The organism is Nocardia suismassiliense, from assembly GCF_900269665.1.
Classification (GTDB): domain Bacteria; phylum Actinomycetota; class Actinomycetes; order Mycobacteriales; family Mycobacteriaceae; genus Nocardia; species Nocardia suismassiliense.
Map to the genome: position 1 here is coordinate 2,863,140 of NZ_LT985361.1, position 22,788 is coordinate 2,885,927.

Annotated in this window: 23 protein-coding genes; 13 read left to right on the forward strand and 10 right to left on the reverse strand. The window is 65.4% G+C overall.

The genetic code is table 11. The features are described from left to right. Positions 1-2 precede the first annotated feature (2 nt). The 7 genes from DBO33_RS12910 to DBO33_RS12940 all read left to right on the forward strand — a co-directional run bounded on the left by DBO33_RS12910 (position 3) and on the right by DBO33_RS12940 (position 7,406). Positions 3-1,550 carry an anthranilate synthase component I gene (locus DBO33_RS12910; protein WP_107655246.1) on the forward strand — a complete coding sequence of 516 codons (1,548 nt, stop codon included), beginning with the start codon at positions 3-5 and terminating at the stop codon, positions 1,548-1,550. Next, entirely contained in the window at positions 1,547-2,353 is an 807-nt protein-coding gene (locus tag DBO33_RS12915) for a TIGR02234 family membrane protein (RefSeq protein WP_107655247.1), read from the forward strand. The genes DBO33_RS12910 and DBO33_RS12915 overlap by 4 nt, the downstream gene beginning before the upstream one ends. Positions 2,354-2,536: 183 nt before the next feature. Then, a complete protein-coding gene (gene trpC, locus DBO33_RS12920; RefSeq protein WP_107655248.1) occupies positions 2,537-3,355 on the forward strand; it encodes an indole-3-glycerol phosphate synthase TrpC in 819 nt (272 codons plus the stop codon). Then, a complete protein-coding gene (gene trpB / locus DBO33_RS12925) occupies positions 3,352-4,614 on the forward strand; it encodes a tryptophan synthase subunit beta (RefSeq protein WP_107655249.1) in 1,263 nt (420 codons plus the stop codon). Before trpC ends, trpB begins: the two co-directional genes overlap by 4 nt. After that, positions 4,611-5,411, forward strand: a complete 801-nt coding sequence (trpA, locus tag DBO33_RS12930; protein ID WP_107655250.1) for a tryptophan synthase subunit alpha — start codon at positions 4,611-4,613, stop codon at positions 5,409-5,411. The genes trpB and trpA overlap by 4 nt, the downstream gene beginning before the upstream one ends. A 95-nt stretch (positions 5,412-5,506) precedes the next feature. Next, entirely contained in the window at positions 5,507-6,637 is a 1,131-nt protein-coding gene (gene lgt, locus DBO33_RS12935; RefSeq protein WP_107655251.1) for a prolipoprotein diacylglyceryl transferase, read from the forward strand. A gap of 238 nt (positions 6,638-6,875) precedes the next feature. Continuing rightward, entirely contained in the window at positions 6,876-7,406 is a 531-nt protein-coding gene (locus DBO33_RS12940) for a TM2 domain-containing protein (protein ID WP_107655252.1), read from the forward strand. Positions 7,407-7,478: 72 nt separating this feature from the next. Here DBO33_RS12940 and DBO33_RS42730 read toward each other — a convergent pair whose 3' ends face one another. After that, positions 7,479-7,823 carry a hypothetical protein gene (locus DBO33_RS42730; protein WP_159080229.1) on the reverse strand — a complete coding sequence of 115 codons (345 nt, stop codon included), beginning with the start codon at positions 7,821-7,823 and terminating at the stop codon, positions 7,479-7,481. A gap of 42 nt (positions 7,824-7,865) precedes the next feature. Next, positions 7,866-8,432 carry a glycoside hydrolase family protein gene (locus tag DBO33_RS12945; RefSeq protein WP_107655253.1) on the reverse strand — a complete coding sequence of 189 codons (567 nt, stop codon included), beginning with the start codon at positions 8,430-8,432 and terminating at the stop codon, positions 7,866-7,868. 771 nt (positions 8,433-9,203) lie between these two features. Here DBO33_RS12945 and DBO33_RS12950 point away from each other — a divergent pair. From DBO33_RS12950 to DBO33_RS12965, 4 genes are all read left to right on the forward strand, one after another. Next, the gene (locus tag DBO33_RS12950) at positions 9,204-9,959 is read left to right on the forward strand and encodes a transporter substrate-binding domain-containing protein (protein ID WP_107655254.1); all 756 of its coding nucleotides are present in this window, start codon (positions 9,204-9,206) and stop codon (positions 9,957-9,959) included. Between the two features lie 12 nt (positions 9,960-9,971). Continuing rightward, on the forward strand, positions 9,972-10,640 hold the full coding sequence (locus DBO33_RS12955) for an amino acid ABC transporter permease (protein WP_107655255.1): 669 nt from the start codon (positions 9,972-9,974) through the stop codon (positions 10,638-10,640). A gap of 212 nt (positions 10,641-10,852) precedes the next feature. After that, entirely contained in the window at positions 10,853-12,271 is a 1,419-nt protein-coding gene (pyk, locus tag DBO33_RS12960) for a pyruvate kinase (protein ID WP_186818892.1), read from the forward strand. A 95-nt stretch (positions 12,272-12,366) separates the two neighbouring features. Continuing rightward, entirely contained in the window at positions 12,367-13,194 is an 828-nt protein-coding gene (locus DBO33_RS12965) for an acyl-CoA thioesterase (RefSeq protein ID WP_234391361.1), read from the forward strand. Between the two features lie 81 nt (positions 13,195-13,275). Here the strand turns inward: DBO33_RS12965 and DBO33_RS12970 are convergent, their stop codons facing one another. The 5 genes from DBO33_RS12970 to DBO33_RS12990 form a co-directional block, all read right to left on the reverse strand. Then, entirely contained in the window at positions 13,276-13,695 is a 420-nt protein-coding gene (locus DBO33_RS12970; RefSeq protein WP_107655258.1) for a hypothetical protein, read from the reverse strand. Positions 13,696-13,831: 136 nt separating this feature from the next. Continuing rightward, positions 13,832-14,449 carry an arsenate reductase/protein-tyrosine-phosphatase family protein gene (locus tag DBO33_RS12975; protein ID WP_107655259.1) on the reverse strand — a complete coding sequence of 206 codons (618 nt, stop codon included), beginning with the start codon at positions 14,447-14,449 and terminating at the stop codon, positions 13,832-13,834. Positions 14,450-14,681: 232 nt separating this feature from the next. Continuing rightward, a complete protein-coding gene (locus DBO33_RS12980) occupies positions 14,682-15,194 on the reverse strand; it encodes a phenylacetaldoxime dehydratase family protein (RefSeq protein WP_107655260.1) in 513 nt (170 codons plus the stop codon). Between the two features lie 130 nt (positions 15,195-15,324). Further along, positions 15,325-16,122 (reverse strand): SAM-dependent methyltransferase, encoded by a 798-nt coding sequence (locus tag DBO33_RS12985; protein WP_107655261.1) that lies wholly within the window; start codon positions 16,120-16,122, stop codon positions 15,325-15,327. Positions 16,123-17,593: 1,471 nt separating this feature from the next. Then, entirely contained in the window at positions 17,594-18,799 is a 1,206-nt protein-coding gene (locus DBO33_RS12990; RefSeq protein WP_107655262.1) for an FAD-dependent oxidoreductase, read from the reverse strand. Positions 18,800-18,907: 108 nt separating this feature from the next. Here DBO33_RS12990 and DBO33_RS12995 point away from each other — a divergent pair, with 108 nt between their 5' ends. Further along, positions 18,908-19,291, forward strand: a complete 384-nt coding sequence (locus DBO33_RS12995) for a PEP-utilizing enzyme (protein WP_107655263.1) — start codon at positions 18,908-18,910, stop codon at positions 19,289-19,291. Further along, complete coding sequence (locus DBO33_RS13000) at positions 19,288-19,926, forward strand: transcriptional regulator (protein WP_107655264.1); 639 nt, start codon at positions 19,288-19,290, stop codon at positions 19,924-19,926. Before DBO33_RS12995 ends, DBO33_RS13000 begins: the two co-directional genes overlap by 4 nt. Before the next feature lie 116 nt (positions 19,927-20,042). Here the strand turns inward: DBO33_RS13000 and DBO33_RS13005 are convergent, their stop codons facing one another. The 3 genes from DBO33_RS13005 to DBO33_RS13015 all read right to left on the reverse strand — a co-directional run bounded on the left by DBO33_RS13005 (position 20,043) and on the right by DBO33_RS13015 (position 22,585). Then, on the reverse strand, positions 20,043-20,732 hold the full coding sequence (locus tag DBO33_RS13005; RefSeq protein WP_107655265.1) for a hypothetical protein: 690 nt from the start codon (positions 20,730-20,732) through the stop codon (positions 20,043-20,045). Positions 20,733-21,219: 487 nt separating this feature from the next. Then, entirely contained in the window at positions 21,220-21,993 is a 774-nt protein-coding gene (locus DBO33_RS13010) for a hypothetical protein (protein ID WP_159080230.1), read from the reverse strand. A 118-nt stretch (positions 21,994-22,111) separates the two neighbouring features. Then, entirely contained in the window at positions 22,112-22,585 is a 474-nt protein-coding gene (locus DBO33_RS13015) for a PLAT/LH2 domain-containing protein (protein ID WP_107655267.1), read from the reverse strand. Between the last annotated feature and the right edge of the window lie 203 nt (positions 22,586-22,788).

Genomic DNA, 22,788 nt, shown 5'->3' on the forward strand with positions numbered 1-22,788 from the left:
CCATGCAAGGCGCGTCGACTCCCACCACCACGACCCGCGAACAGTTTCACCAGCTGGCCGCGGAACATCGAGTGGTACCGGTGACCCGAAAGGTGTTGGCGGACTCCGAAACTCCGCTCTCCGCCTACCGCAAACTGGCCGACGATCGGGCGGGAACGTTCCTGTTCGAGTCGGCGGAGAACGGGCGATCGTGGTCGCGCTGGTCGTTCATCGGCGCGGGCAGCCCCTCGGCCCTGACGGTGGTCGACGGCGAAGCGGCCTGGTTGGGCAACATCCCGGTGGACGCGCCCTCGGGCGGCGATCCGCTGGTCGCGCTGCGCGAAACTCTCGAACTGCTGAAGACCGAGCGACTGCCGGGCCTGCCCCCGCTGACCGGCGGCATGGTCGGCTACCTCGGCTACGACGCGGTCCGCCGGATCGAACGGCTGCCGAACCTGGCGCTCGACGATCTGCAACTGCCGGAAATGGTGCTGCTGCTCGCCACCGACCTCGCCGCCTTCGACCACCACGAAGGCGCGATCACGCTGATCGCCAACGCCGTCAACTGGAACGGCACCGCAGAGCGGGTCGACGAGGCGTATGACGACGCGGTCGCCCGGCTGGACCGGATGACCGAGGCGCTCGGCGCCCCCGCACCGTCCACCGTGTCGGTCTTCGATCGACCGGAGCCGGAGTTCCGGCGCAGGCGCACCACCGAGGAGTTCGGCGCGGGCGTGCGCCGCCTGGTCAAGGAGATCGAGGCGGGCGAGGCGTTCCAGGTGGTGCTCTCGCAGCGCTTCGAAATGGATTACGACGGCGCGCCACTGGACCTGTACCGGATGTTGCGCGCGTCGAACCCGAGCCCGTACATGTACCTGCTGCACGTGCCCAACGGCGACGGCGGCACCGCATTCTCCATCGTCGGCTCCAGCCCGGAATCGCTGGTCACCGTGAAGGAGGGCGTGGCGACCACCCATCCGATCGCGGGCACCCGCTGGCGCGGCGCCACCGAAGAGGACGACCTGCTGCTGGAGAAGGGCCTGCTGGCCGACGAGAAGGAGAACGCCGAGCACCTGATGCTCGTCGACCTCGGCCGCAACGACCTCGGGCGGGTCTGCCAGCCGGGCACGGTGCGGGTCACCGAGTACCGGCACATCGAGCGCTACAGCCATGTGATGCACCTGGTTTCGACGGTGTCGGGCCGGCTCGCCGCGGGCAAGATCGCGCTCGACGCGGTGAACGCTTGTTTCCCGGCGGGCACGCTGTCCGGTGCGCCGAAGGTGCGCGCGATGGAGCTCATCGAGGAACTCGAACCCACCCGCCGCGGCGTCTACGGCGGCGTCGTCGGCTACCTCGACTTCGCGGGCGACGCGGACACCGCGATCGCCATCCGCACCGCGTTGCTGAAGGACGGCACCGCCTACGTCCAGGCGGGTGCGGGCATCGTCGCAGACTCGGTCGCCGAGTACGAGGATGTCGAGGCGCGCAACAAGGCGATGGCGGTGCTCAAGGCGATCGCCGCGGCGAAAACGGTCCGCGCGTACGGCGCGACGAACGGCGAGCACGCATGACGGCAGCCGAGTCCGGCGGCGACACCGTTGACGACAAAAACGCGTCTGTTCCCGACCCCGACCTCGTCACTCCGGAGACCGCCGGTGCCGAGACAGCGGCCACTCCCGAAACGCGGCGCAAATCCCCGGTCGGGCCCCTCGTCCTGCTCGCCTTCGCGGCCGTCGCCCTCTGGGGTTCCTCGCGCATGACCTGGGTGACCGTCACCTCCTCCGACGGCCTCACCGAACCACGCACCGACCGCCTCAACGGCGGCGTCTGGTTCGGCGCGCTCACCCCGCTGGCCCTGGTGCTGCTGGCGTCCATCGCCGCGGTACTGGCCACGCGTGGCTGGCTGCGCCGCACCCTCGGCGTGCTCATCGCCTTGGTCGCCGCGGTGGCCGCCGTGCCTGCCTTCGCCCTGCTCACCAACTCCGGCAAGGTCGCCGAACGCGCCGCCAAGCTGGCCGAGCTCCCGGCCAGAGCACAGGTGGGGGAGGCGACCACGTCGCTGCTCCCGGCCGTACTGGCGCTGCTCGGCGCGCTGGCGGCGTTCGCGGCGGGCGGCTTGCTCACCCGGATGCCGCAGGACACCGCCCGCCTGTCCGGCAAGTACGACAACCCGGCCTTCCGCCGGGCCGACGCCACCGAACAGGTGAGCAAGCAGCGCACCGAGTCCGCGACCGGCGCCGAACAGAACCAGCTCTCCGAACGTGTGCTGTGGGACGCGTTGGACGCGGGCACCGACCCGACCGACGACACCGCGAACTCCGGTGGGCGCACCGGCGATCCGGACCAGGGCGAGGCAGGCGGACGTGTGCGCTGAGCGATTCGCGCGCGTCGACTGTGGCGGTTCACACCTTGTGCGCGGACTGGGTGCCTGGGCCACAACAAGCCCCGGCGCAAACGCGGGCGGGACGTCCATTTATTCTTTGTCAGCATCGGTGAGACAGCGCCTGGGGGGATTCTCAGGCAGCAAGTCCGTCTCCCCAGAAAGGATTCGAGCCAGATGACGGTACTCGACTCGATTCTCGACGGGGTCCGCGCGGATGTGGCCGCTCGGGAAGCCCTCCTCGATTTCCAGGCGATCAAGGCGGCCGCCGCGGCGGCCGCAAGCCCGCTCGACGCACGCGCGGCCCTGCTCGAAGACGGCATCGGCGTCATCGCCGAGGTGAAGCGGGCCAGCCCCTCCAAGGGTGAACTCGCCGACATCCCCGACCCGGCCAGCCTGGCCAAGGCGTACGAGGACGGCGGCGCGCGGATCATCAGCGTGCTCACCGAGGGCCGGCGCTTCCACGGGTCGCTGGAAGACCTGGACGCGGTGCGCGCCACCGTGAACATCCCGATCCTGCGTAAGGACTTCGTCGTCGGGCCGTACCAGATCCACGAGGCCCGCGCGCACGGCGCCGACGTGATCCTGCTGATCGTCGCGGCGCTCGAGCAGGACGTGCTGTCCTCGCTCATCGACCGCACCGAATCGCTCGGCATGACCGCGCTGGTCGAGGTGCACACCGAGGAAGAGGCGGATCGCGCGCTCGAGGCTGGCGCCTCGGTGATCGGCGTGAACGCCCGCAATCTCAAGACCCTGGAAGTCGACCGGGACGTGTTCGCCCGGATCGCGCCCGGTCTGCCCACCGAGGTCATCCGGATCGCCGAATCCGGCATCCGCGGCACCGCCGACCTGCTCGCCTACGCGGGCGCGGGCGCGGACGCCGTTCTCGTCGGCGAAGGCTTGGTGACCAGCGGTGACCCCCGCGCGGCCGTGTCCGAGCTGGTGACCGCGGGCACCCACCCGTCCTGCCCGAAGCCGGCGCGGCGGGGCCGGTGACCGGGGTGACAGAGCTACCCAAGGCCAGCGACGGCGTCGCACACCGCAGCGCGCACGAACCCGATACCGGCGGCCACTTCGGCGTCTACGGCGGCAGGCACGTCCCCGAGGCGCTGATGGCGGTCATCGAGGACGTCACCGCGATGTACGAGAAGTCGCGGCTCGACCCGGACTTCCTCAACGAGCTGGACCGGTTGCAGCGCGACTACACCGGCCGCCCGTCGCCGGTGTTCGAATGCACCAGGCTCGCCGAGCACGCGGGCGGCGCGCGCATCCTGCTCAAGCGGGAAGACCTGAACCACACCGGTTCTCACAAGATCAACAATGTGCTCGGCCAGGCGCTGCTCGCCAAGCGGATGGGCAAGACCCGGGTCATCGCGGAGACCGGCGCCGGCCAGCACGGCGTCGCCACCGCGACCGCCTGCGCGCTGCTCGGCCTGGACTGCGTCGTCTACATGGGCGCCGTCGACACCGCCCGGCAAGCGCTGAACGTGGCGCGCATGCGGCTGCTCGGCGCCGAGGTCATCTCGGTGACCACCGGTTCGCAGACGCTCAAGGACGCGATCAACGAGGCGCTGCGCGACTGGGTCAGCAACGCCGACGACACCTACTACTGCTTCGGCACCGCCGCGGGCCCGCACCCGTTCCCCATGCTGGTGCGCGACTTCCAGCGGGTCATCGGCCTGGAGGCCAGGGTGCAGGTGCAGGAGTCCACCGGGCAACTGCCCGACGCGGTCGTGGCCTGCGTCGGCGGCGGCTCCAACGCCATCGGCATCTTCCACGCCTTCCTCGACGACCCCGACGTCCGGCTGGTCGGCTACGAGGCGGCCGGTGACGGCGTCGAAACCGGCAGGCACGCGGCCACTTTCACCGGCGGCACGCCCGGCGCGTTCCAGGGCGCCTACTCGTACCTGCTGCAGGACGAGGACGGCCAGACCATCGACTCGCACTCCATCTCGGCCGGTCTGGACTACCCCGGCGTCGGCCCCGAACACGCTCTGCTCAAGGACATCGGCCGCGCCGAATACCGCCCCATCACCGATACCGAGGCGATGGACGCGCTGCTGCTGCTCAGCCGCAGCGAGGGCATCATCCCGGCGATCGAGTCCGCACACGCCGTCGCAGGCGCGCTGCAACTGGGCAAGGAACTCGGCCCCGGCTCGATCATCCTGGTGAACCTGTCCGGTCGCGGTGACAAGGACATGGATACGGCGGCGCGCTGGTTCGGGTTGATCGATGAGAAGGACGAACAGAAGTGAGCCAGCAGTCCCGTCTCGCCAATACGTTTGCCGCGACCCGTGGTGAGGGCCGTGCCGCGCTCATCGGTTACCTGCCCGCGGGCTATCCCGATCTCGCCGGTTCCATCGAGGTCTGCCGCGCCATGGTCGAATCCGGTTGCGACATCGTCGAAGTCGGCGTCGCCTACTCCGATCCGGTGATGGACGGCCCGACCATCCAGGCCGCCGCCGATCAGGCGCTGCGCGGCGGTGTGCGGGTGCGCGACGTGTTCTCCGTGGTCGAGGCGATCACCTCGGCGGGCGGTCAGGCCGTGGTGATGAGCTACTGGAACCCGGTGCTGAAGTACGGCGTCGACAACTTCGCGCGTGATCTCGCCGCGGCGGGTGGCGCCGGAATCATCACCCCGAACCTCATTCCGGAGGAGGCCGACGACTGGTTCGTCGCCTCGTCCACCTACAACCTCGATCGCATCTTCCTCGTCGCGCCGTCCTCCACCGAGGAGCGTCTGGTCAAGACTTTGGAAGCGTCGCGCGGTTTCGTGTACGCGGCCTCGACCATGGGCGTCACCGGCGCGCGCGATGTGGTGTCCTCGGCCGCGCCCGCACTGTGCGCGCGCATCCGGGCGCATTCCGACATCCCGATCGGCGTCGGCCTCGGCGTCCGTTCCGGCGCGCAGGCGGCCGAAATCGCTTCCTACGCAGACGGAGTCATCGTGGGTTCGGCGTTGGTCACCGCCGCGGGCGAGAGCCTGGACGCGGTTCGTGCGCTCACCGCCGAGCTGGCCGAGGGCGTGCGTTCGGCGACCGTCGCCTCGTAAGTACGGCCACCGCCGGTGGTGATTCCTACGCTGTACGGTGACCGCCACGGTGCGGTGGTTCCAGCGTCGCCGCGGTTCTCCGCTACGGTGGCCCCGTGACCTTACAAGTCCTGGCGTACATACCCAGCCCCCCGCAGGGCGTGTGGCACATCGGTCCATTCCCGTTGCGGGCCTACGCGCTGTGCATCATCCTCGGCATCGTCGTCGCCATCTGGTGGGGCGAGCGGCGCTGGCGCGACCGCGGCGGCCAGCAGGGCGCGATCCTGGACGTCGCGATGTTCGCGGTGCCGTTCGGTCTGGTCGGCGGCCGGCTGTACCACGTCGCCACCGACTGGCAGAAGTACTTCGGCCCCGACGGTGACCCCAAGGCCGCGCTGGAGATCTGGAACGGTGGCCTCGGCATCTGGGGCGCGGTGCTGCTCGGCGGCGTCGGCGCCTGGATCGGCTGCCGGGTATACCGAATCCCGTTGCCCGCGTTGGGCGATGCGATCGCGCCGCCGATCCTGCTCGCGCAGGCGATCGGCCGGCTCGGCAACTACTTCAACCAGGAGCTGTACGGTCGCACCACCGACCTGCCGTGGGGCCTGGAGATCTACTTCCGCTACGACGACAACCTGAAGCCGGACGCGATGAACGGCGTCTCCAACGGTGTCGTCGACAAGGTCGTGCACCCCACGTTCCTGTACGAGCTGATCTGGAACGTGCTGATCGTGGTGCTGCTCGTGCAGCTGGACAAGCGCTACCGGATCGGGCACGGACGCCTGTTCGCGCTGTACGTCGCCGGTTACAGCTTCGGCCGCTTCTTCGTCGAGCTGATGCGCGACGACGAGGCGACCAAGCTCGCTGGAATCCGCATCAACTCGTTCACCTCCGCAATCGTATTCCTCGCGGCCATCGCCTATTTCGTGTTCGCGACCAAGGGCCGCGAGGCACCCGAGCAATTGCAACCGTCGACCGAGCGCCGTCCCTGGCCGTGGCAGATCGGTGCGTTGCGAGCGGCGGGTGCGTCGTCCGCGGGATCGGACACTGTTGTGCTGGAAAAGGATTCAGCGGAGACCGAGGGCGCGACCGCGACGGACAAAATCGAGTCGGAGTCGAGCGAAACAACCGACGCCGTGGAGAAGGACACCGCCGACCCGGCAACCAGCACCGACGCGGACGCGAGCACGGACTCGGACGAGACCACTGCCGCGTCGAAAAAAGTCGCGGATCCCGACAAGTCCTGAATGCGACGGTGCCGCCGCCGATCACGCGGCGGCACCGCATTCGGTTGCTCCGAATTTCCCGCCGTCGATAACGGCGCGGCGTCCGCAGCGGATAACCCGGGGGAGTGCCGAGCGTTTACGGGGCGACAAATCACACCGGTCCGACCACAATGTCTCGTGATCGTCACGAGCATCTTCCCGCTCGGCAGATCGATCGATGCCGGGCAGAGGGTGCCCGCACGAATGAGGAGGACATTTAGTGACCGACCCCTACCAGCAAAACAACCCAGGATTCGGTGGACCGCAGTACGGTCCGCCCGGGACGGGGCCGGATCTCAACAAGCCGCAGGACACCGCGGCGCTCCCGCAGTTCGACGCCCAGCAGTCCGACCCCTACGCGCAGCCGCAGTTCGGCCAGCCGCCCGCCGACCAATACGGCCAGCCGCAGTACGGCCAGCCCAACCCCTACGGCCAGCAGCCGGGCGGTTACCCGCCCCAGTACGGTCCCCAGGGCTACAACCCGAACGATCCGGAAGCGCCTTACGGCCGTGACCAGTTCGGCGTCCCGCTGTCCGACAAGCAGAAGCTCGTCGCGGGCCTCCTGCAGATCTTCCTCGGAAGTTTCGGCGTCGGCCGCTTCTACCTCGGCCACAACGGACTGGGCATCGCCCAGCTGGTCGTCAGTGCCGTCACGTGCTTCACACTCGGCTGGATCTGGGGTGTCATCGACGGCATCCTGATACTGACCGGCAAGGTGCCCGACAGTGAGGGACGTCCACTGCGCGAATGACGGTGTGCTGCACGATCCGAGAACACCAGACCGGCCCCGCCTGATGACAGGCGGGGCCGGCGTTCTGTGAAATTATCCGCCGCCGCAGCGGTCAGCCATTCCGCTTGCAATGCCGAATGCGACGAAGCAAGGAACTACCTTTGCTGGTAGGGGGTAGACAAGGCAAGCGCCCGCTGCCGCCGAGGCGATTGCCTTCGGGACTCCGTTCTCTTCCAGACAGCGAATGGCATCTTCTACCCGTCCTTTCTTGGCCAGGTTGATGGGAATCCCGACGTTGGACGCAGATGTTCCGATCTGATGGTTGATCTGAGTTTCACCGGTGCTGGTGTAAATTTCCGCATTGGCCGCCGGAGTGAAGCACAGTGCGGCAAATGCAACCGGGGTGACAATGGAGATAGTTGTGCGAATTATATTCATTGCTGGCTATCTTTCTATCGGGTTAGTTGCTCGGATCAAGGGTTAGAGTCTGGAGATCGCACGGCCTTGGCAGTAAGCCGCAGTGGCTGCACCAACGCCACCCGCAACGAGGCAGGCGGCCAGACCCGGGCCCATGATCGGCTTGCAGGCAACTATTACTGCGGCAATCATCCACGCGGGAATGCCGGCACTCGACAGGCAGGAATTCAGTTCACCGATCGCATCGCCGATTCCCCGCTTGATCGCTCTGTCCGTAGCGGCGGTGAAGTCTTGGTCGAGTACGACCTGATCCTTCGACCACTTCGTGACGTGCCCGGAGTCGGGCGTGTACTCGGTGAAATGAACCTCGCTGTAGTCGGTGACTTCGTTGTCGCGGTCGACGACCAGCTGCAGGGTGCTGAACGGCGTACCGCCCACCGCAAGTGGGATCGTGACGTGGCGTTCTCCGTTGGCCGCGATCTGCGTCATGCGCGAGAAGTCGAGTGCCGCGAGGTCGGTATTGACCTTGACCGAGCCGGATTCGATCGAATCGGTGACTGTTTGAATCGCGGCGGCGGATGTCGGTGGCGCGGCGGCGAACGCTGGTGCGGTGGTGCTCGCGCCGGCCAAGGCAGAGAGTAGAATTGCGCTGGTCGCTATGGACCTACTGATGATCATTGAGAAACTCAATCCTTAGGTTGGTATGTGACTGTCTGCGCGCATGCGCAGATCTCGGGTCGGGGAGTGACAGCTCCCCGGCTCGAGTTTCATGATTGGTAGTTATCAGCCCTAGTGAGTCATCTGGCCACCTTTCTCGGCATGGTGATATGGCCTCATGAATGAATGAGGTTTGTGCACTGCCGACTCTGTCGACACCTGTTCGATACGACTGGCTGCCATTTTTTGGCGGCAGTCGCCGATTGTGATGCGCGCAAAGCGCGCCTTCCCCGTTCCTCCCCGTCTTACACCGGCCCCCGATTTGTCCGGTTACTGGTATTGACGCACTGATCCTCGGATCGGTTCCGCTTATTTCAGATTTATTTTCTGACGGAGTGGCTTCATGACTGGCTCGGCTGTTGCCCACTCGACGTACTGCTCAGCTGGATGTGTGCGGATTCCGGGTGGCTTCGGTGACGGTGCAGAGGCGGCCCAGCAATGGGGTCGGCGGCATCGCCGACCCGGTGGTGCCCGTTCCTACGGTCCGTGCCGATGCTCGGTGACTACGTGCTGGTCAGCGGCCCGGGAAATGCGGTGCAGCCTCGCGACGCGCCTCGAATTCCGCGAGTACAACCCTTTCGCGCAGCATGATCGAGATAGGGTCCTTCGCAGAAGTCCCGGCGTAGCATGAGCCGGATTTGCGTGTTGTGTGTGGGATGTCCATACACCGAAGAGAGGGAACCCGTGCGTCGCAAGCTGTTCGCCGCCGCCATGCTCGCCATCGTCGCCGCCACCGGGCTCACCGCCTGCAGTAGCAGCAGCGATGCGAACGTGTTGAAGGTCGGCACCGAAGGCACCTACTCCCCGTTCAGCTTCCAGGGCACCGACGGCAAGATCACCGGTTACGACATCGAGGTGATCCAGGCGGTCGGCGACAAGCTCGGCAAGAAGGTCGAGTTCGTGCTGACCCCGTGGGACGCGATCTTCGCCGGCCTCGAGTCCAAGCGCTTCGACCTGGTCGCCAACCAGGTGACGATCAACGACGAGCGCACGAACAAGTACGCGCTGTCGAGCCCCTACACCACCTCCGACGGCGTGATCGTCACCCGCGCGGACAACAACGCCATCACCACCCTCGCCGACCTGAAGGGCAAGACTTGCGCCCAGTCCGCGACCAGCAATTGGGGCAAGGTCGCCACCGGCGCGGGCGCGAAGGTCGAGGCCGTCGAAGGTTTCGTGCAGGCCATCCAGCTGCTGAAGAACGGCCGCGTCGACGCCACCGTCAACGACACCCTCGCGGTCGCCGAGTACACCAAGAAGACCGGCGACACCGGCGTGAAGGTCTCCGGCAAGACCGGCGAGACCAGCAAGCAGGCGTTCGCGGCCCGCAAGGGCGACGCGGTGATCGCCGATGTCGACCGGGCGCTCAACGAGCTGCGGGCCGACGGCACCCTGGCGAAGATCTCGGACAAGTACTTCGGCACCGACGTCAGCAAGTAGCCGACGCTCTCCATGGATGCCGCTACTCGGGAACTGATCTGGCACAACCTGTGGCCGATGCTGCAGGCCACCGTCGAGAAGACCCTGCCACTCACCGCGATCAGCTTCGTCATCGGCTTGGTGATCGCGGTGTTCGTGGCGCTGGCCCGGATGTCACCGATCTGGCCGCTGTCGGCGGCCGCCCGGTTCTACATCTCGATCATTCGGGGCACGCCGCTGCTGGTGCAGCTGTTCATCGTGTTCTACGCGATGCCGCAGTTCGGCCTCGTGATCGATCCGTTCCCAGCGGCGGTGATCGCGTTCAGCCTCAATGTCGGCGGGTACGCGGCCGAGATCGTGCGGGCGTCGATTCTCAGCGTGGCGAAGGGGCAGTGGGAGGCCTCGCAGGCGCTGGGCTTGCGCTATCCGCAGATGATGGGACTGATCATCCTGCCGCAGGCCTCGCGGATCGCGGCCCCGCCGCTGTCCAATACGTTGATCTCGCTGGTGAAGGACACCTCGCTGGCCTCGACCATCCTGGTGACCGAACTGTTGCGCGTCGCGCAGATCGCGGCCGCGCCGACCTTCGACTTCTTCGCGCTCTACGGCGTCGCGGCGATCTACTACTGGGTTATCTGCCTGTTCCTCGGCTTCGGCCAGACCCGATTGGAGACGCGCCTGGCCCGGCACGTGGCGACCTGATCGATCGGGTCCTCCGAGACCCGATCGGACGCGACAGCTAACTACCAGCGAGTAACATTTCCGCGCTGCTGTCGGGACGCCACGACGCTGGCCAGGCATGTTGCGCAATGCGTAACGCTTGGAGGTTTCACCAAGTAAACGTTCATTTTTTTACCCAGCTTTCACCTGGGGCACAGCGGGCCCCGGGTACCGGTCGGGACTAGGCTCTACCCGTGATGCGACGGACGAAGATTGTGTGCACGCTCGGCCCGGCTACTGCCACCGAGGACCGTATCCGCGAACTCGTCGAGAGCGGCATGGACGTGGCTCGACTGAACTTCAGTCACGGCGAACACGCGGATCACGCTGAGAACTACAAGAAGGTGCGGGCGGCCTCCGACCACCTCGGCAGAGCGGTCGGCATCCTGGCCGACCTGCAGGGACCGAAGATTCGACTCGGCCGATTCATCGAGGGCAAGACCGTCTGGGCGACGGGTGAAGAGGTCAGGATCACCGTCGACGAGGTCGACGGCACCCACGACCGTGTTTCGACCACATACAAGGAACTCGCGCAGGACGCGAAGGCGGGCGACCGGCTGCTCGTCGACGACGGCAAGGTCGGGCTCACCGTCATCCGGGTGGACGGCAACGACGTCGTCTGCCGGGTGACCGAGGGTGGACCCGTCTCCAACAACAAGGGCGTTTCGCTGCCGGGCATGGACGTCTCGGTGCCCGCGCTGTCCGAGAAGGACATCGAGGATCTGGAATTCGCGCTGAAGCTCGGCGTGGACTTCATCGCGCTGTCGTTCGTGCGGTCCCCGGCCGATGTCGAGCTGGTGCACGACATCATGGACCGGGTCGGACGCCGGGTGCCGGTGATCGCCAAGCTGGAGAAGCCCGAGGCCATCGACAACCTGGAAGCCATCGTGCTCGCGTTCGACGCGGTCATGGTGGCCCGCGGCGACCTCGGCGTCGAGCTCCCGCTGGAGCAGGTGCCGCTGGTGCAGAAGCGGGCCATCCAGATGGCGCGCGAGAACGCCAAGCCGGTGATCGTGGCGACCCAGATGCTGGAGTCGATGATCGAGAACTCCCGCCCGACCAGGGCCGAGGCCTCCGATGTCGCCAACGCGGTGCTCGACGGCGCCGACGCGGTGATGCTCTCCGGCGAGACCTCGGTCGGCGCCTGGCCGATCGAGACGGTGCGCACGATGGCGCGCATCGTGCATGCGGTGGAGACCGAATCGACCAGGGTGCCCCCGCTGACCCACGTGCCGCGCACCAAGCGCGGTGTCATCTCCTACGCCGCCCGCGACATCGGCGAGCGGCTCAACGCCAAGGCTTTGGTGGCGTTCACCCAGTCCGGTGACACGGTGCGCCGCCTGGCCCGGCTGCACACCCCGCTGCCGCTGCTGGCGTTCACCCCGCTGCCGGAGGTGCGCAGCCAGCTCGCGCTGACCTGGGGTACCGAGACCTTCATCGTGCCGATGGTGGACACCACCGACGCTATGATCCACCAGGTCGATGTAGCACTGCTGTCCATGGAGCGATACCAAAAGGGTGACCTCGTGGTAATCGTGGCCGGCTCCCCGCCGGGTACGGTCGGTTCCACCAACCTGATCCACGTGCATCGCATCGGTGAGGAGGATCATTAATAGTGAACAGTTCCCTTGGAGGGTCGGTCGTCGATTCGTCGGCGGCCGGGAAGTCTGATCTCGACGTTTTGCTCGGTCTGCTCGATCTGCAGCAGATGGACGAGGACGTGTTCGTCGGTCAGCATCCGGAGAAGGTGTGGAGCCGCACGTTCGGCGGCCAGCTCGTCGCGCAGGCGATCATCGCGGCGGGCCGCACGGTCGGTGACCGTCCGGTACACGCGATCAACGCGCATTTCGTGCGCGGCGGCGATACGAAGAAGCCGATCGAGTACCGGGTGGACCGGCACCGCGACGGCCGCGCGTTCGCCAACCGCACCGTCACCGCCCTCCAGGACGACCAGGAGCTGTTCGTGATGCTCGCGGCGTTCCAGGACTGGAACAAGGGCCTCGAGCACGGGCATCCGCTGCCCGACGTGCCCGACCCGGACACGCTGCCGCGCATCGAGGAGAGCTTCGTCGGCTTGGAAGACAAGCTGGAGATGTTCATCAAGGCGCCGCACCCGATCGACATGCGCTACACCAACGACCCGGCCTGGATACTGAAGGGCACGGGGGAGCGGCTCAACCACAATCGAGTGTGGATGCGCACCGACGGGCGGCTGCCCGACGATCCGCTGCTTCATGTTGCGACGCTTGGTTATTCGTCCGACACCACGGTGCTGGACTCGATCATCACCACGCACGGACTGTCCTGGGGACTGGACCGGATCGTGGCGGCCACGGTGAACCACTCGATCTGGTTCCACCGGCCGTTCCGGTTCGACGAGTGGGCGCTCTACGCCACTGAATCCCCGGTCGCCTCGGGCTCGCGCGGTTTGGCCACCGGCCGCTTCTTCTCGCGCAGCGGGGAGTTGCTGGCTACCACGGTGCAGGAGGGGCTGATTCGGCACTTCCCGGCGCGGGGGGCCGACGCCGCGCGGTAGGTTCACTGTTCGCCGACTTTCGCCGCATCCGCTTCCCTGCCGGGAAGCTGGTGCGGCGCAGTCGTTTCGGGGGTCCTAGCGTCAGATCCGTTCGCGCTCGACGTCGAGGTCCAGATCGGCCCGCTGCATGGCGCGGATGGAGAACGGGATGTTTTGGCCCGGCTCGGTGCGGGCGACACCGTAAATCCCGTGCAGCAGTTGCTGTTCCAGGCGAGCCACGTCGGCGTCGGTGAGCACGGTGGGCGCACCGACCAGGCTGAGCGCGATCTCGTAGGTGCCGCGGTCGCCCGGCTCGTCGCCGGGATGCTCCATCCGCCACTGGGTTTCGAGGGTCACGTGGGTCGGCTCGTCGGTGTCCACCGGCAGCGTGAAGCGCCACGCGAACATGTCGCGGTCCTGCAGGTGGTCATCCACCACCTCGCGCACGGTCTCGACGATTCGTTCGAGGGTTTCCGGTGTCACATACACATGGAGCGAAACATCCGAAATGCGTTTCGGCATGTCTATTCCTGTCGTGTGTCGAACCAGCAACGGCGGAAAGTTGTTGTCCGCGGGAGTGTAATACTTCCGGCGCGGAAATGGACATAGCAGCCCTGCATTGCTGTGTCGAAGGGGTGATATTCGCTGAGCCGGAAGACTACCTGACGCGGTGCGCGGCCAGAAAAGTCGCCAGCGGCGGGTTGGCGTCCGGCTCGATGATCAGTCCGCGCTGCTCGTCCGCGACGGGTCTGGTCTGCTCGTGCGGGGCCAAGGCGAGCAGCAGCGGGACCAGCGCCTCGGCGATCCGGTCGCCCACGTCGCAGTACGCCTGCTCGGACAGCCCGATCGGGTCGGTGATGTTCTCCCGGCCGACGATCGACAGGTCGTTGCGGGACTCGTGCAGTTCGGCGATGGAGCGGGCGCCGGTGACGTGGGCGATCCGGTGCGCTTCCAGCAGGGTGAAGGTGCGGCAGGCCACCCCGAACCCCATCTCGCTCACCGTGTCGCGGATCTGCTGGGTCATGGTGAGCACCAGGTCGGCGTTGTCGACCATCTCGTCCTTGAGGCGCCGGGCCTTGAAGTTGCTCGCGTCGCCGCCGAGGCCCTCGATGGCTTGCGCGGCAAGTGGTTCGACCGGGAAACCCACCAGCGCCCGGGTGCCCGCGCTCTCCGCGGTGAGGTTCGGCAGGGCGTGTTCGACCGCGATAGCGCGGGTGAGGCGCTCGGCAATCACAGAACGGCAAACATTGCCGTTGCAGACGAACAGGACGTGCATAGGAATACGGTAAACGTTCGATAACGCCGTCGATGTCCGAAAACCTCCGAAACGTGCGCTCTGGAGCAATATTCATCTGCAGGTCAGTTGCCGTACACGAGGAACGGCGCACAAGTTCCGGAGATGAGGTGTGCGTCGCATTTGCCGTTGATCATGTTCAGGTGTGTCCCTGTGCACTTACCCCATGATGGGACCATCGAAACACAGCGTTGTGATTAGCTTGTGATACGAACTACTCGGGTTCGCCGCTGTAGTAACTCTTTTCGTCCACCACCGGCGCGACCTTCGCCGGCTCGTCCCGCACCCGGCCCCTGGTGGAGAACATCCGCCCGCGCGAGGCGACCACCGGCGCGAACCGTGCCATGCCGGTCGGGGAGTGCATGTCGCCGTACATCGCGTCGATGCCGCCGCGCATGAAGTACGCCTCGTGCCAGAACCCGGTGCCGCCGGAGTCCTGCAGAAACTTCTGCCACCAGTCCCGGTGTGGGGCCGATCTGGTCCAGCGTTCCAGGCTGTCCAGGTCGCGCCAGTACTGCCGGGCGCCCCAGTGCGGCGGGAACAGCGACCAGATCACGTCCTCGTGCGAGAGCAGCCCGTCCGGCCGATCCTTGTGCGAGCGATAGAGTTTCGGCCCGAGGCCGAGCAGGCGCAGGATGCCGCGCGGCTTGTGCACCCGCATCCCGAGGTAGATGACCACCAGATCTGGGTATTCACTCAGATCGACAGTCGTTCTGTTCACCCGCATCGCAACCTCCGCTGATTTGGGCGTCGTTGTGCCCTACTCTACGGATGAATACGAGCTGGGAGCCCGAACGGTTCGATGTGGTGTGCTGCGCCCCCGGTTCATGCACCGAGGGCGCCGCTCTTCGCGAATATCAGGGCTTGCGTGCGACTCCGCCGTACGCGGAAATGGGCTGTGCCTCGCCCACTTCGGTCGTCGGGGGCCGCCACTGGGTGATCGAGACGAAGCCGGGCTCGATCAGCTCCAGGCCGTCGAAAGCGGCGCGGATCTGCGCCTGGGGGCGGGGGACATAAGGCACGCCGCCGCTGTTGGTGTAGTTCTCGCACAGCGTGACGTAGGCCTGGCTGTCGTCGGTGCCGTCCCACAGCACCAGGTAGCTGCCCGGCTGGACCTCGCCCATCACCGTGCGCACAATGCGCAGCATTTCGTCGTAGCTCTTGGCGTGGCCGAGCACGCCCATGAACATCACGCCGATCGGTTCGTCGAAGTTCAGCACGTTGCGCGCGTCCGCGACGATCTGCTCCGGGTAGTGGTAATCCGAGTCGATGTAAGTGGTGACGCCTTCGTTCGTGGTGCTGTTGAGCAGCGCGCGGGCGTGCGCGAGGACCAGCGGATCGTTGTCGACGTACACGACTTTCGACTCCGGCGCGATCGACTGGGCGACCTCATGGGTGTTCTGCATGGTGGGCAGCCCGGTGCCGATGTCGAGGAACTGGCGAATACCTTCCTCACGGGCGAGGTGGCTCACCGCGCGGATCAGGAACTGCCGCGACTGCACCGCCATCGTGCGGATGTCCGGGTCCACCTCGAGGCTGGCATCCCCGACGACCTGATCGATTTCGTAGTTGTCCTTGCCGCCCATCCAGTAGTTCCAGATTCGTGCGGAATGAGGGATATCGGTCCGGATCGTGGGGATGTGGTCATCGGACATGATGTTTCGACTCCTCAGCGAAATGACCGGCAGCACCGCCGATCATGTTGGTACGAGTTGCATCCGATCTGCTGTGCGTCAGTATAAGTTTCAAGCTTCAACCGTGGTGGAGATCCGCCAGCTACCCGTTCCTTTTCTCCCGGGATTCGGTGGGTGTGTGCGTACGCGGACGTTCCGATACGCACCACTACACCCCTGCGGTGAAGACCGTGCGCGCATTGCGCCGGACGTGCAAACCCCCAGCACAACAGGGCTACGCCCCGTCACAACCAACCCGCTCGCTCGGGCTTCTGGCGATGCCGCCCCAGGTGGCCGACTGCTCAGAAGGATGACGGCACACGACCGCCCGTTGGAGACCTCCAAGGCCCTCCGACCGGACACTCAGCACCACTCGGGTAAACCCTTGTCAGGCAATCGGACCCGAATGTTTCCCCTTTAGAGATGGTGTGCACGCCCCTTGTCATCCGCCCGCATGTAGGGCGTACGGCTCACAGAAGGGGTGTGAGGTTCCAGTCTGCACCCTCGAAGGGTGTGAAAGCGTGCTGATTTGGGACGGAATCGCCTGTGTGCCAACAATTCTGGCCGTCACCTGCCATAGAGTGGTGATACCTCTTCCCGAGGGGCGATGGACACGGTCCAGACATCGCGCCCAGGGAGGAGGTGGTGGGGAATGGCGAAACATCGCCGGAAAAAACGAGAGGCTCCGGTCGATTACGGCATCATTTTCACAGGTGCTGCCGTGATCGCCGGAGCGCTCGTACTGGTCCGCCGAGTGCGGGCTAGGTAATCCCACCAGGTGGGGCGTCGTGCCACCGGCGTCCCACCGCCCAGCATCACTTACGTGACGACTCGATTGTACTGGTTGCCGCCAGCGGCGCGCGACTTCCCAGCGAATCAAATGCGAAGCCGAACCGGCCTTTCCCCGCCGCAACCGAGCCATTTGCGCTGCTAAAGGTTGTGCGGTTCCAGTCTGCACCCAAAGAGGGTGTGAACGCACGCTGATTCGGCGTGTAATCGCCTGTGTGACAACACTTATGGTCGTCACCTGCCATAGAGTGGTGAGACCTCTTTCCGAGGGGCGATGGACATGGTCCAGACATCGCGCCCAGGGAGGAGGTGGTGGGGAATGGCGAAACATCGCCGGAAAAAACGAGAGGCTCCGGTCGATTACGGCATCATGTTGACAGCAGGAGCCGTAATCGCCGGAGCACTCGTCTTGGTCCGCTGGAAGCGGGCTAAGTAAACCCACAGGTGGGGCGTCGCACGAACGGCGTCCCACCGCCCAGCATCACTCACGTGACGAGTCGATTGTACTGGTTGCCGCCACCGGCACGCGACTTCCCAGCGAATCAAATGTGAAACCGATTCGGCCATGTGCCGTTCGACTCGCCTGAGCGAGGTGTGCTGTCGAGCGGGCCGCACACCTGGCGAAATGCGCCGAACCGACTACGACAAGCGCGTTGGCAACTATTCAATTGTTGGCGCGTTGGATGGAGCGTCGGGCCAGGCCGCGGAGGCCGGGGAGCTGGATGGCTCGCAGCATCAGTTCGCCGGCCCAGACTTGAGTGCGGGTCGACGGGGCGAATCGGCCTATTCCTTTGCGGGCCAAGGCCTGTCGTTTATGTGCTTCTGGGCGCAACGCCGTCTCCCACGTCGCGAGAGCGGTCGGAATGTCGTCGCCGTGTGCTGCGAGCGCGGTGCCGAGCCGGTCTGCGCCGTCCAGGGCGAGGGCGGCACCGTAACCGGCGAATACCGTTACACACCATGCCGCGTCGCCGAGCAGAACGACTCGGCCCTGACTCCAGCGGTCCGTCACGATTTGGCCGACCGAGTCGAAGTACGCGGTGGCGGGGTCGGCCGCGAGTTGGCGCAGAGCGTCGGCGACACCGCCGCCGAGGTCCCCGAACGCTCGGTCGAGTGCGGGCGCGGCGCCCAGGGCGAGCTCGGCGGTCGGGTCGGGGCAGCGGTAGGTGAAGAACGCCGAGGACCGTTCCGGTCCGAAATTCATCACCGCGGCCGTGCGTCCGGGTCCGATGAAGGTGGTGCCGGCGCCTTCGGGGACGTGCTCCGGAACTGTTGCCAGCGGGAATGCGCCGACCATGTGGCCCAGGTCCACGAAGTGTTCGGATTCGGCGCCGAATACGAGCTCGCGGACTCGGGAGTGCACGCCGTCGGCGCCGACGAGGAGGTCGCTGTGCAGGCGGGTGCCGTCGCTGAGGGTGACCACGACTTCCTCGGCGGTCTGGTCGATGGTCTGCACGGTGGTGCCGAAACGGATATCGGCGAGGTCGGCCACCGCGTCGTACAGTGCCGACTCCAAGTCGCCGCGGAACAAGCTCAAAGCCCTGTTCCCGACAGCGGACTCGGCGACCGCAGCCGGGATCCGGAATTTCTCCCGGCCGTCGGCGTGCACGAGGACCGAGGTGAAGAATCCGATATCACGCGGAGTCAGTGCTGGTAGCAGGCCGAGGCGCTCGGCAGCGGCGTATCCGGGTCCGTGCAGGTTCAGCAGGTAGCCGCTGCTGCGGCGAGCTGGGGCGCGTTCGATCATAACGACGTCCCAGCCTTGCTGATGCAGCCGCAGTGCGGCGGCCAGCCCGGCGATACCGGCGCCGACGACCGTCGCCCGCTGCTGTGTGCCGGCGCGATGGTGCGTGGGGTTGTTGCGAGCTTCCATATGCGACTCCTGGGTCCGTCCGGTGTCGGCGAAAGTCCTTCCAGCGCAGTCGCCCTTGCCGTCAACTAGTAGTTGACGGCAAAGCGATCGTCAACCTATGGTTGACGCATGAGTCAGCTGGCGCCACCGCCCGATCGTCGTGCACCGATTGCCACCGGCGTTCCGTGCAGCAAAGGCATTGCCGTCGGCCCGGTCCGGCTGGTGCGCAGTGTCGATGACTTCGACGCGGTTCAGCCGGGCGACGTCATCGTCTGTCGCACAACCGTTCCGGCGTGGACAATGCTCTTCGGTATCGCGGCCGCGGTGGTGACCGAGACCGGCGGGATACTGTGCCACGCGGCAATCGTCGCCCGCGAGTACGGAATTCCGGCCGTGGTGGCGGTCGAGGGCGCGATGCGGACCCTGGCCGATCACCGGGCCGTCTCGGTCGATGGGACCAGTGGACAAGTCCATGCCGTTCGCTCCCGGTTTGGGTGGAAAGGCCTGAAATGACGCACGTTTCGTGCAGTTCCCTGCTCGCGTTGCACGCCATCCGCCTCGGCGGGTTCGTCGATACCTCCTTGGTGGCCGACAGATTCGGAATGCCGGTCGGCCTCGCCGAGTCCCACGTGCGTGACTTCCAGGCGCGGGGCTGGGCCGGCCATTTCCGATTCGGCGCGGACGCAGGGTGGTCGCTGACCGAGAGCGGCCGCGCCGAAAACGAACGGCTACTCGACGACGAGCTTTCCGCCTGCGGGGCAAAAGCTTTGGTGCAGGACGTCTATCGCCGGTTCCTGCCACTCAACGCACGGCTGGTGCAGGCTTGCACGGCCTGGCAGCTGACCATCCTGCCCGACGGCAGCATGCAGGACAACGATCACGCCGACACACAGCGGGACCGGCAAACCCTAGCCGAACTCCGAAGCCTCGCACAGGAATTGGTTCCGCTGACAAAGCAGCTCACCGAACAACTCGTCCGGTTCTCCGGTTACGACGCCCGTTTCGCCGCCGCCGTCTCCCAGGCCGCCGACAATCCCGACATGGTTACCGGCATCGAACCCGATTCCGCCCACCGCATTTGGTTCGAGCTGCACGAAGATTTGATTGCCACGCTGGGTATCGATAGGGCACTCGGCTCCGGCGCCTAGGTCGACGTTTTAGAAGCTCGCGGCAAGGCGAGGCGGCACCGTTGTTCGGTGCCACCCGCGCTGCTCGCGTGTAGGCCTATCGTTGCGGTCCTACGGCTAAGCGGTTCTTTACGTATTCACCCACTCGCAGCAGCCTTTTGGCATTCTTCGTCGGTACCTCCGGCGCGTCGGCAGTTTCCGTAGGCCTCGCCTCTTTGCCGGCTCTTCTCGAACTGTTGTCGTGCCCGTTCTTCCTCGTCCTTCTTGGTCTTGTTGATGATTGCGTACTCGACGTAGACAGTGGGGTCCGTGGGATCGTCGCTGATCGACGGCGGCTTGACCCCTGGTTTGGGTGGCCACACGGATACGGTCTTTTGCATGAGGTGGTCATCGCCGCCGACGGGGTCGCGGTCCCACAGGTCGATTTCGAAGGTGAACGGCGTGTCCTTTGCCTTGTCGCCGGTGAACTTCTTGGTGATCTCGGTGGTCCCGTACGCCCAGGCACGGAGCAAGCCGGACTGTGTTCCTTCCCGCTCGGGACGGTTGGGCTCGCACACCTCGACGGCTTCGTCCCTTTCCGCCCGGAAGAACGTGTAGCCCGCGGCGCTCACATAGTCCTGCACGTCGACTATCCCGTAGATCTCGGCGCAATACTCTTCCGGGTCGACACGGTGCGAGATATCTCTGATCTGCACGTAATAGATCTCCAGCCGGTACTCCGCCGCTGGATAGTCAGCCGCGGGCTGCGCCTGCGCCCAGCCGACCGACAGAGAACCCAGAAGGGTCGTCGTTGCTGCTACCGCAATGATTTTGCCAGGTATCCGCACTCTGCTCACAATCCTTCGAACTCGGCGTCGCCGGATCGCGACGACGCGGCCTGAACTCGGGGTTGTTGTCCTGCAACCCTATTCGAGGCGGAGACTTGGACGGATGGCTCAGCAGCGAGATTCGGCATAATCACGATGCCAGCGGCAAGTCACTGGGCAACATCACCAACAGTCAGTCGCAGCGCTCGCCGAAGTTCCGTTGACACCAACAACATTCACTCGTCGGAAGCGCAGCCGCGAGGTACGCCTTGACGGCTTCGTTATCCTCGAACGCGCCACGGGCCGACGGTCGCGGCTTCGGACTGTTCCGGCTACCCGATGATGGGCAACTCGAAATCGAATACCACGTCGTGGCTTTCGCGCTGCGGCACACTATCGCGCGGTAGCTGACCAACGGTAGTTGGCAATGAACTGGTACCGCAGGTCTGCCGTTCCGAGCTGACCTGCGGTACCTTCGGGCCGGGAGGCGAGCGGCCTGCGCCGGCTGTTAGAGCAAGTCGATGTCGACGTTGAGGTCGAGCAGGCCGTCGACGCCTGCGCTCGCATCGATCGAGTCGTCCAAGCCCAGCGCGGTGATCAGATCGGCGTTGAGCTCTTTCCCGTTCGCGAGGTCGACGTCGACATCCAAGGTGGCGTCGATGTCGATTCCGGTGCTGACGTCCATATCGCTGGACAAGGTGGTGCCGAGAGCCTTGTCGAGGGCGGCGAAGAAATCGGCGGAAAGTTCGATTCCGTCGCCTGCCGCCAGCTTCAGCGTGGCGATCGTGCTGTTGTCCTCCAAGACGATCGCGGCGCTGTCCGGATGCCTGATCGTCGCGAATCGAATGTTGGGTTGGCTGCCGAACTTACCCCTCAGGGCACCGGTCTCGAGGTCATAGGCCACGTTCGAGATCGTCAGCTTCTTCTCTCCTTTCGACAGCTGAATACCGCCCTGAAGGCGCACCGTGCCACCGGTGACCTTCTTTCCGTATGTGATCTTGCTGCCTTTATCGACAGGCAGGATGACGGCGCTGTCGTCCATTCGCGCACCATCGACTGCCTTTACTGCGATGCCTTGGGCGTCCAGGTCGATCGCCTGGTGCAAGTCGAGGGTCAATCCGGTTCCCGCGAGCGTGGACTCGCTCTGACGCTGGGACTGGGCGTGGACCAAAGCGGACACCGGGGCGGCGTCGGCAGCGGGAAGAAGGATCGTCGGGAGGGCGAGGAGTGCCCCCGCGGCGGCTAGGGCGGCGGCGCTGCGGCCATAGGATTTGATAGTCACCAACGTCATTCGGTCCCGACCGAGTTGCGGATGGGGTGCCGAATCCCATTGATGCCGTTGAATTCGATCGCCGATATCGCTGTCACGTGTGGATATCGGCGATCGACACAGACTGGTGTCAAACCTCTTCCTCGGTGACGTAGCCGCCACCGTGGGGCAGCTCGTGATAGACCTTCTTCCTGGGGACGACGATGCTGTCATCGCGCTCGAGCGGCATCGACTGGCTGGTGGTATTGCTGGGGTATTCGTAGGGGTTGGTGGAGTACTCGACATCGAACCAGTGGTAGGTCGGCGTACCCTTCCACTTCTTGCCGGTCTCGATCTCTTCGACGATGACCCAGTCCAGATACCACGCGGCACCGAGTCCGCTCATATCCATTTCGATGTTGAGGTATTCGGGATCGCCACCGAGGTAGGTGGTTTGAATGACGTAACCGTCGAGATCCCCTTGCTCGAAGTCGTCGTAGCCGGGTTTATCCAGGTCGAACCACCTCGACTGTTGGTATCGGCTCCGGATACTGGCTCTCACCCTGGCGTCCGTACCCGCACCGTGGACGTCTCCGGTCTTCAGAATGAGCTTGTATTGCGGCATAGCACTTCGCCTTTCAGCGTAGAAGCAAGCAGCTAGCCGACATCGGGGCGACGATCGCCCGTAACGGTGTAGAACTTCCCGCCGGATGCCGGCTCGGTGGAAGTCGAAACAACGGTCCCGGACTTCTCTGTCAGCGGACCTACCCGACTGATACCACCCGGCATCACGCCCAAACTTCCTCTGAAACAATACTTTCCGGTTCT

Coding starts and splice junctions, on each gene's coding strand:
- DBO33_RS12910 (WP_107655246.1), top strand. CDS start 3: ATGCAAGGCGCGTCGACTCCCACCACCACGACCCGCGAACAGTTTCAC.
- DBO33_RS12915 (WP_107655247.1), top strand. CDS start 1,547: ATGACGGCAGCCGAGTCCGGCGGCGACACCGTTGACGACAAAAACGCG.
- trpC (WP_107655248.1), top strand. CDS start 2,537: ATGACGGTACTCGACTCGATTCTCGACGGGGTCCGCGCGGATGTGGCC.
- DBO33_RS42730 (WP_159080229.1), bottom strand. CDS start 7,823: ATGAATATAATTCGCACAACTATCTCCATTGTCACCCCGGTTGCATTT.
- DBO33_RS12955 (WP_107655255.1), top strand. CDS start 9,972: ATGGATGCCGCTACTCGGGAACTGATCTGGCACAACCTGTGGCCGATG.
- DBO33_RS12965 (WP_234391361.1), top strand. CDS start 12,367: ATGGACGAGGACGTGTTCGTCGGTCAGCATCCGGAGAAGGTGTGGAGC.
- DBO33_RS12970 (WP_107655258.1), bottom strand. CDS start 13,695: ATGCCGAAACGCATTTCGGATGTTTCGCTCCATGTGTATGTGACACCG.
- DBO33_RS12975 (WP_107655259.1), bottom strand. CDS start 14,449: ATGCACGTCCTGTTCGTCTGCAACGGCAATGTTTGCCGTTCTGTGATT.
- DBO33_RS12980 (WP_107655260.1), bottom strand. CDS start 15,194: ATGCGGGTGAACAGAACGACTGTCGATCTGAGTGAATACCCAGATCTG.
- DBO33_RS12985 (WP_107655261.1), bottom strand. CDS start 16,122: ATGTCCGATGACCACATCCCCACGATCCGGACCGATATCCCTCATTCC.
- DBO33_RS12990 (WP_107655262.1), bottom strand. CDS start 18,799: ATGGAAGCTCGCAACAACCCCACGCACCATCGCGCCGGCACACAGCAG.
- DBO33_RS12995 (WP_107655263.1), top strand. CDS start 18,908: ATGAGTCAGCTGGCGCCACCGCCCGATCGTCGTGCACCGATTGCCACC.
- DBO33_RS13000 (WP_107655264.1), top strand. CDS start 19,288: ATGACGCACGTTTCGTGCAGTTCCCTGCTCGCGTTGCACGCCATCCGC.
- DBO33_RS13015 (WP_107655267.1), bottom strand. CDS start 22,585: ATGCCGCAATACAAGCTCATTCTGAAGACCGGAGACGTCCACGGTGCG.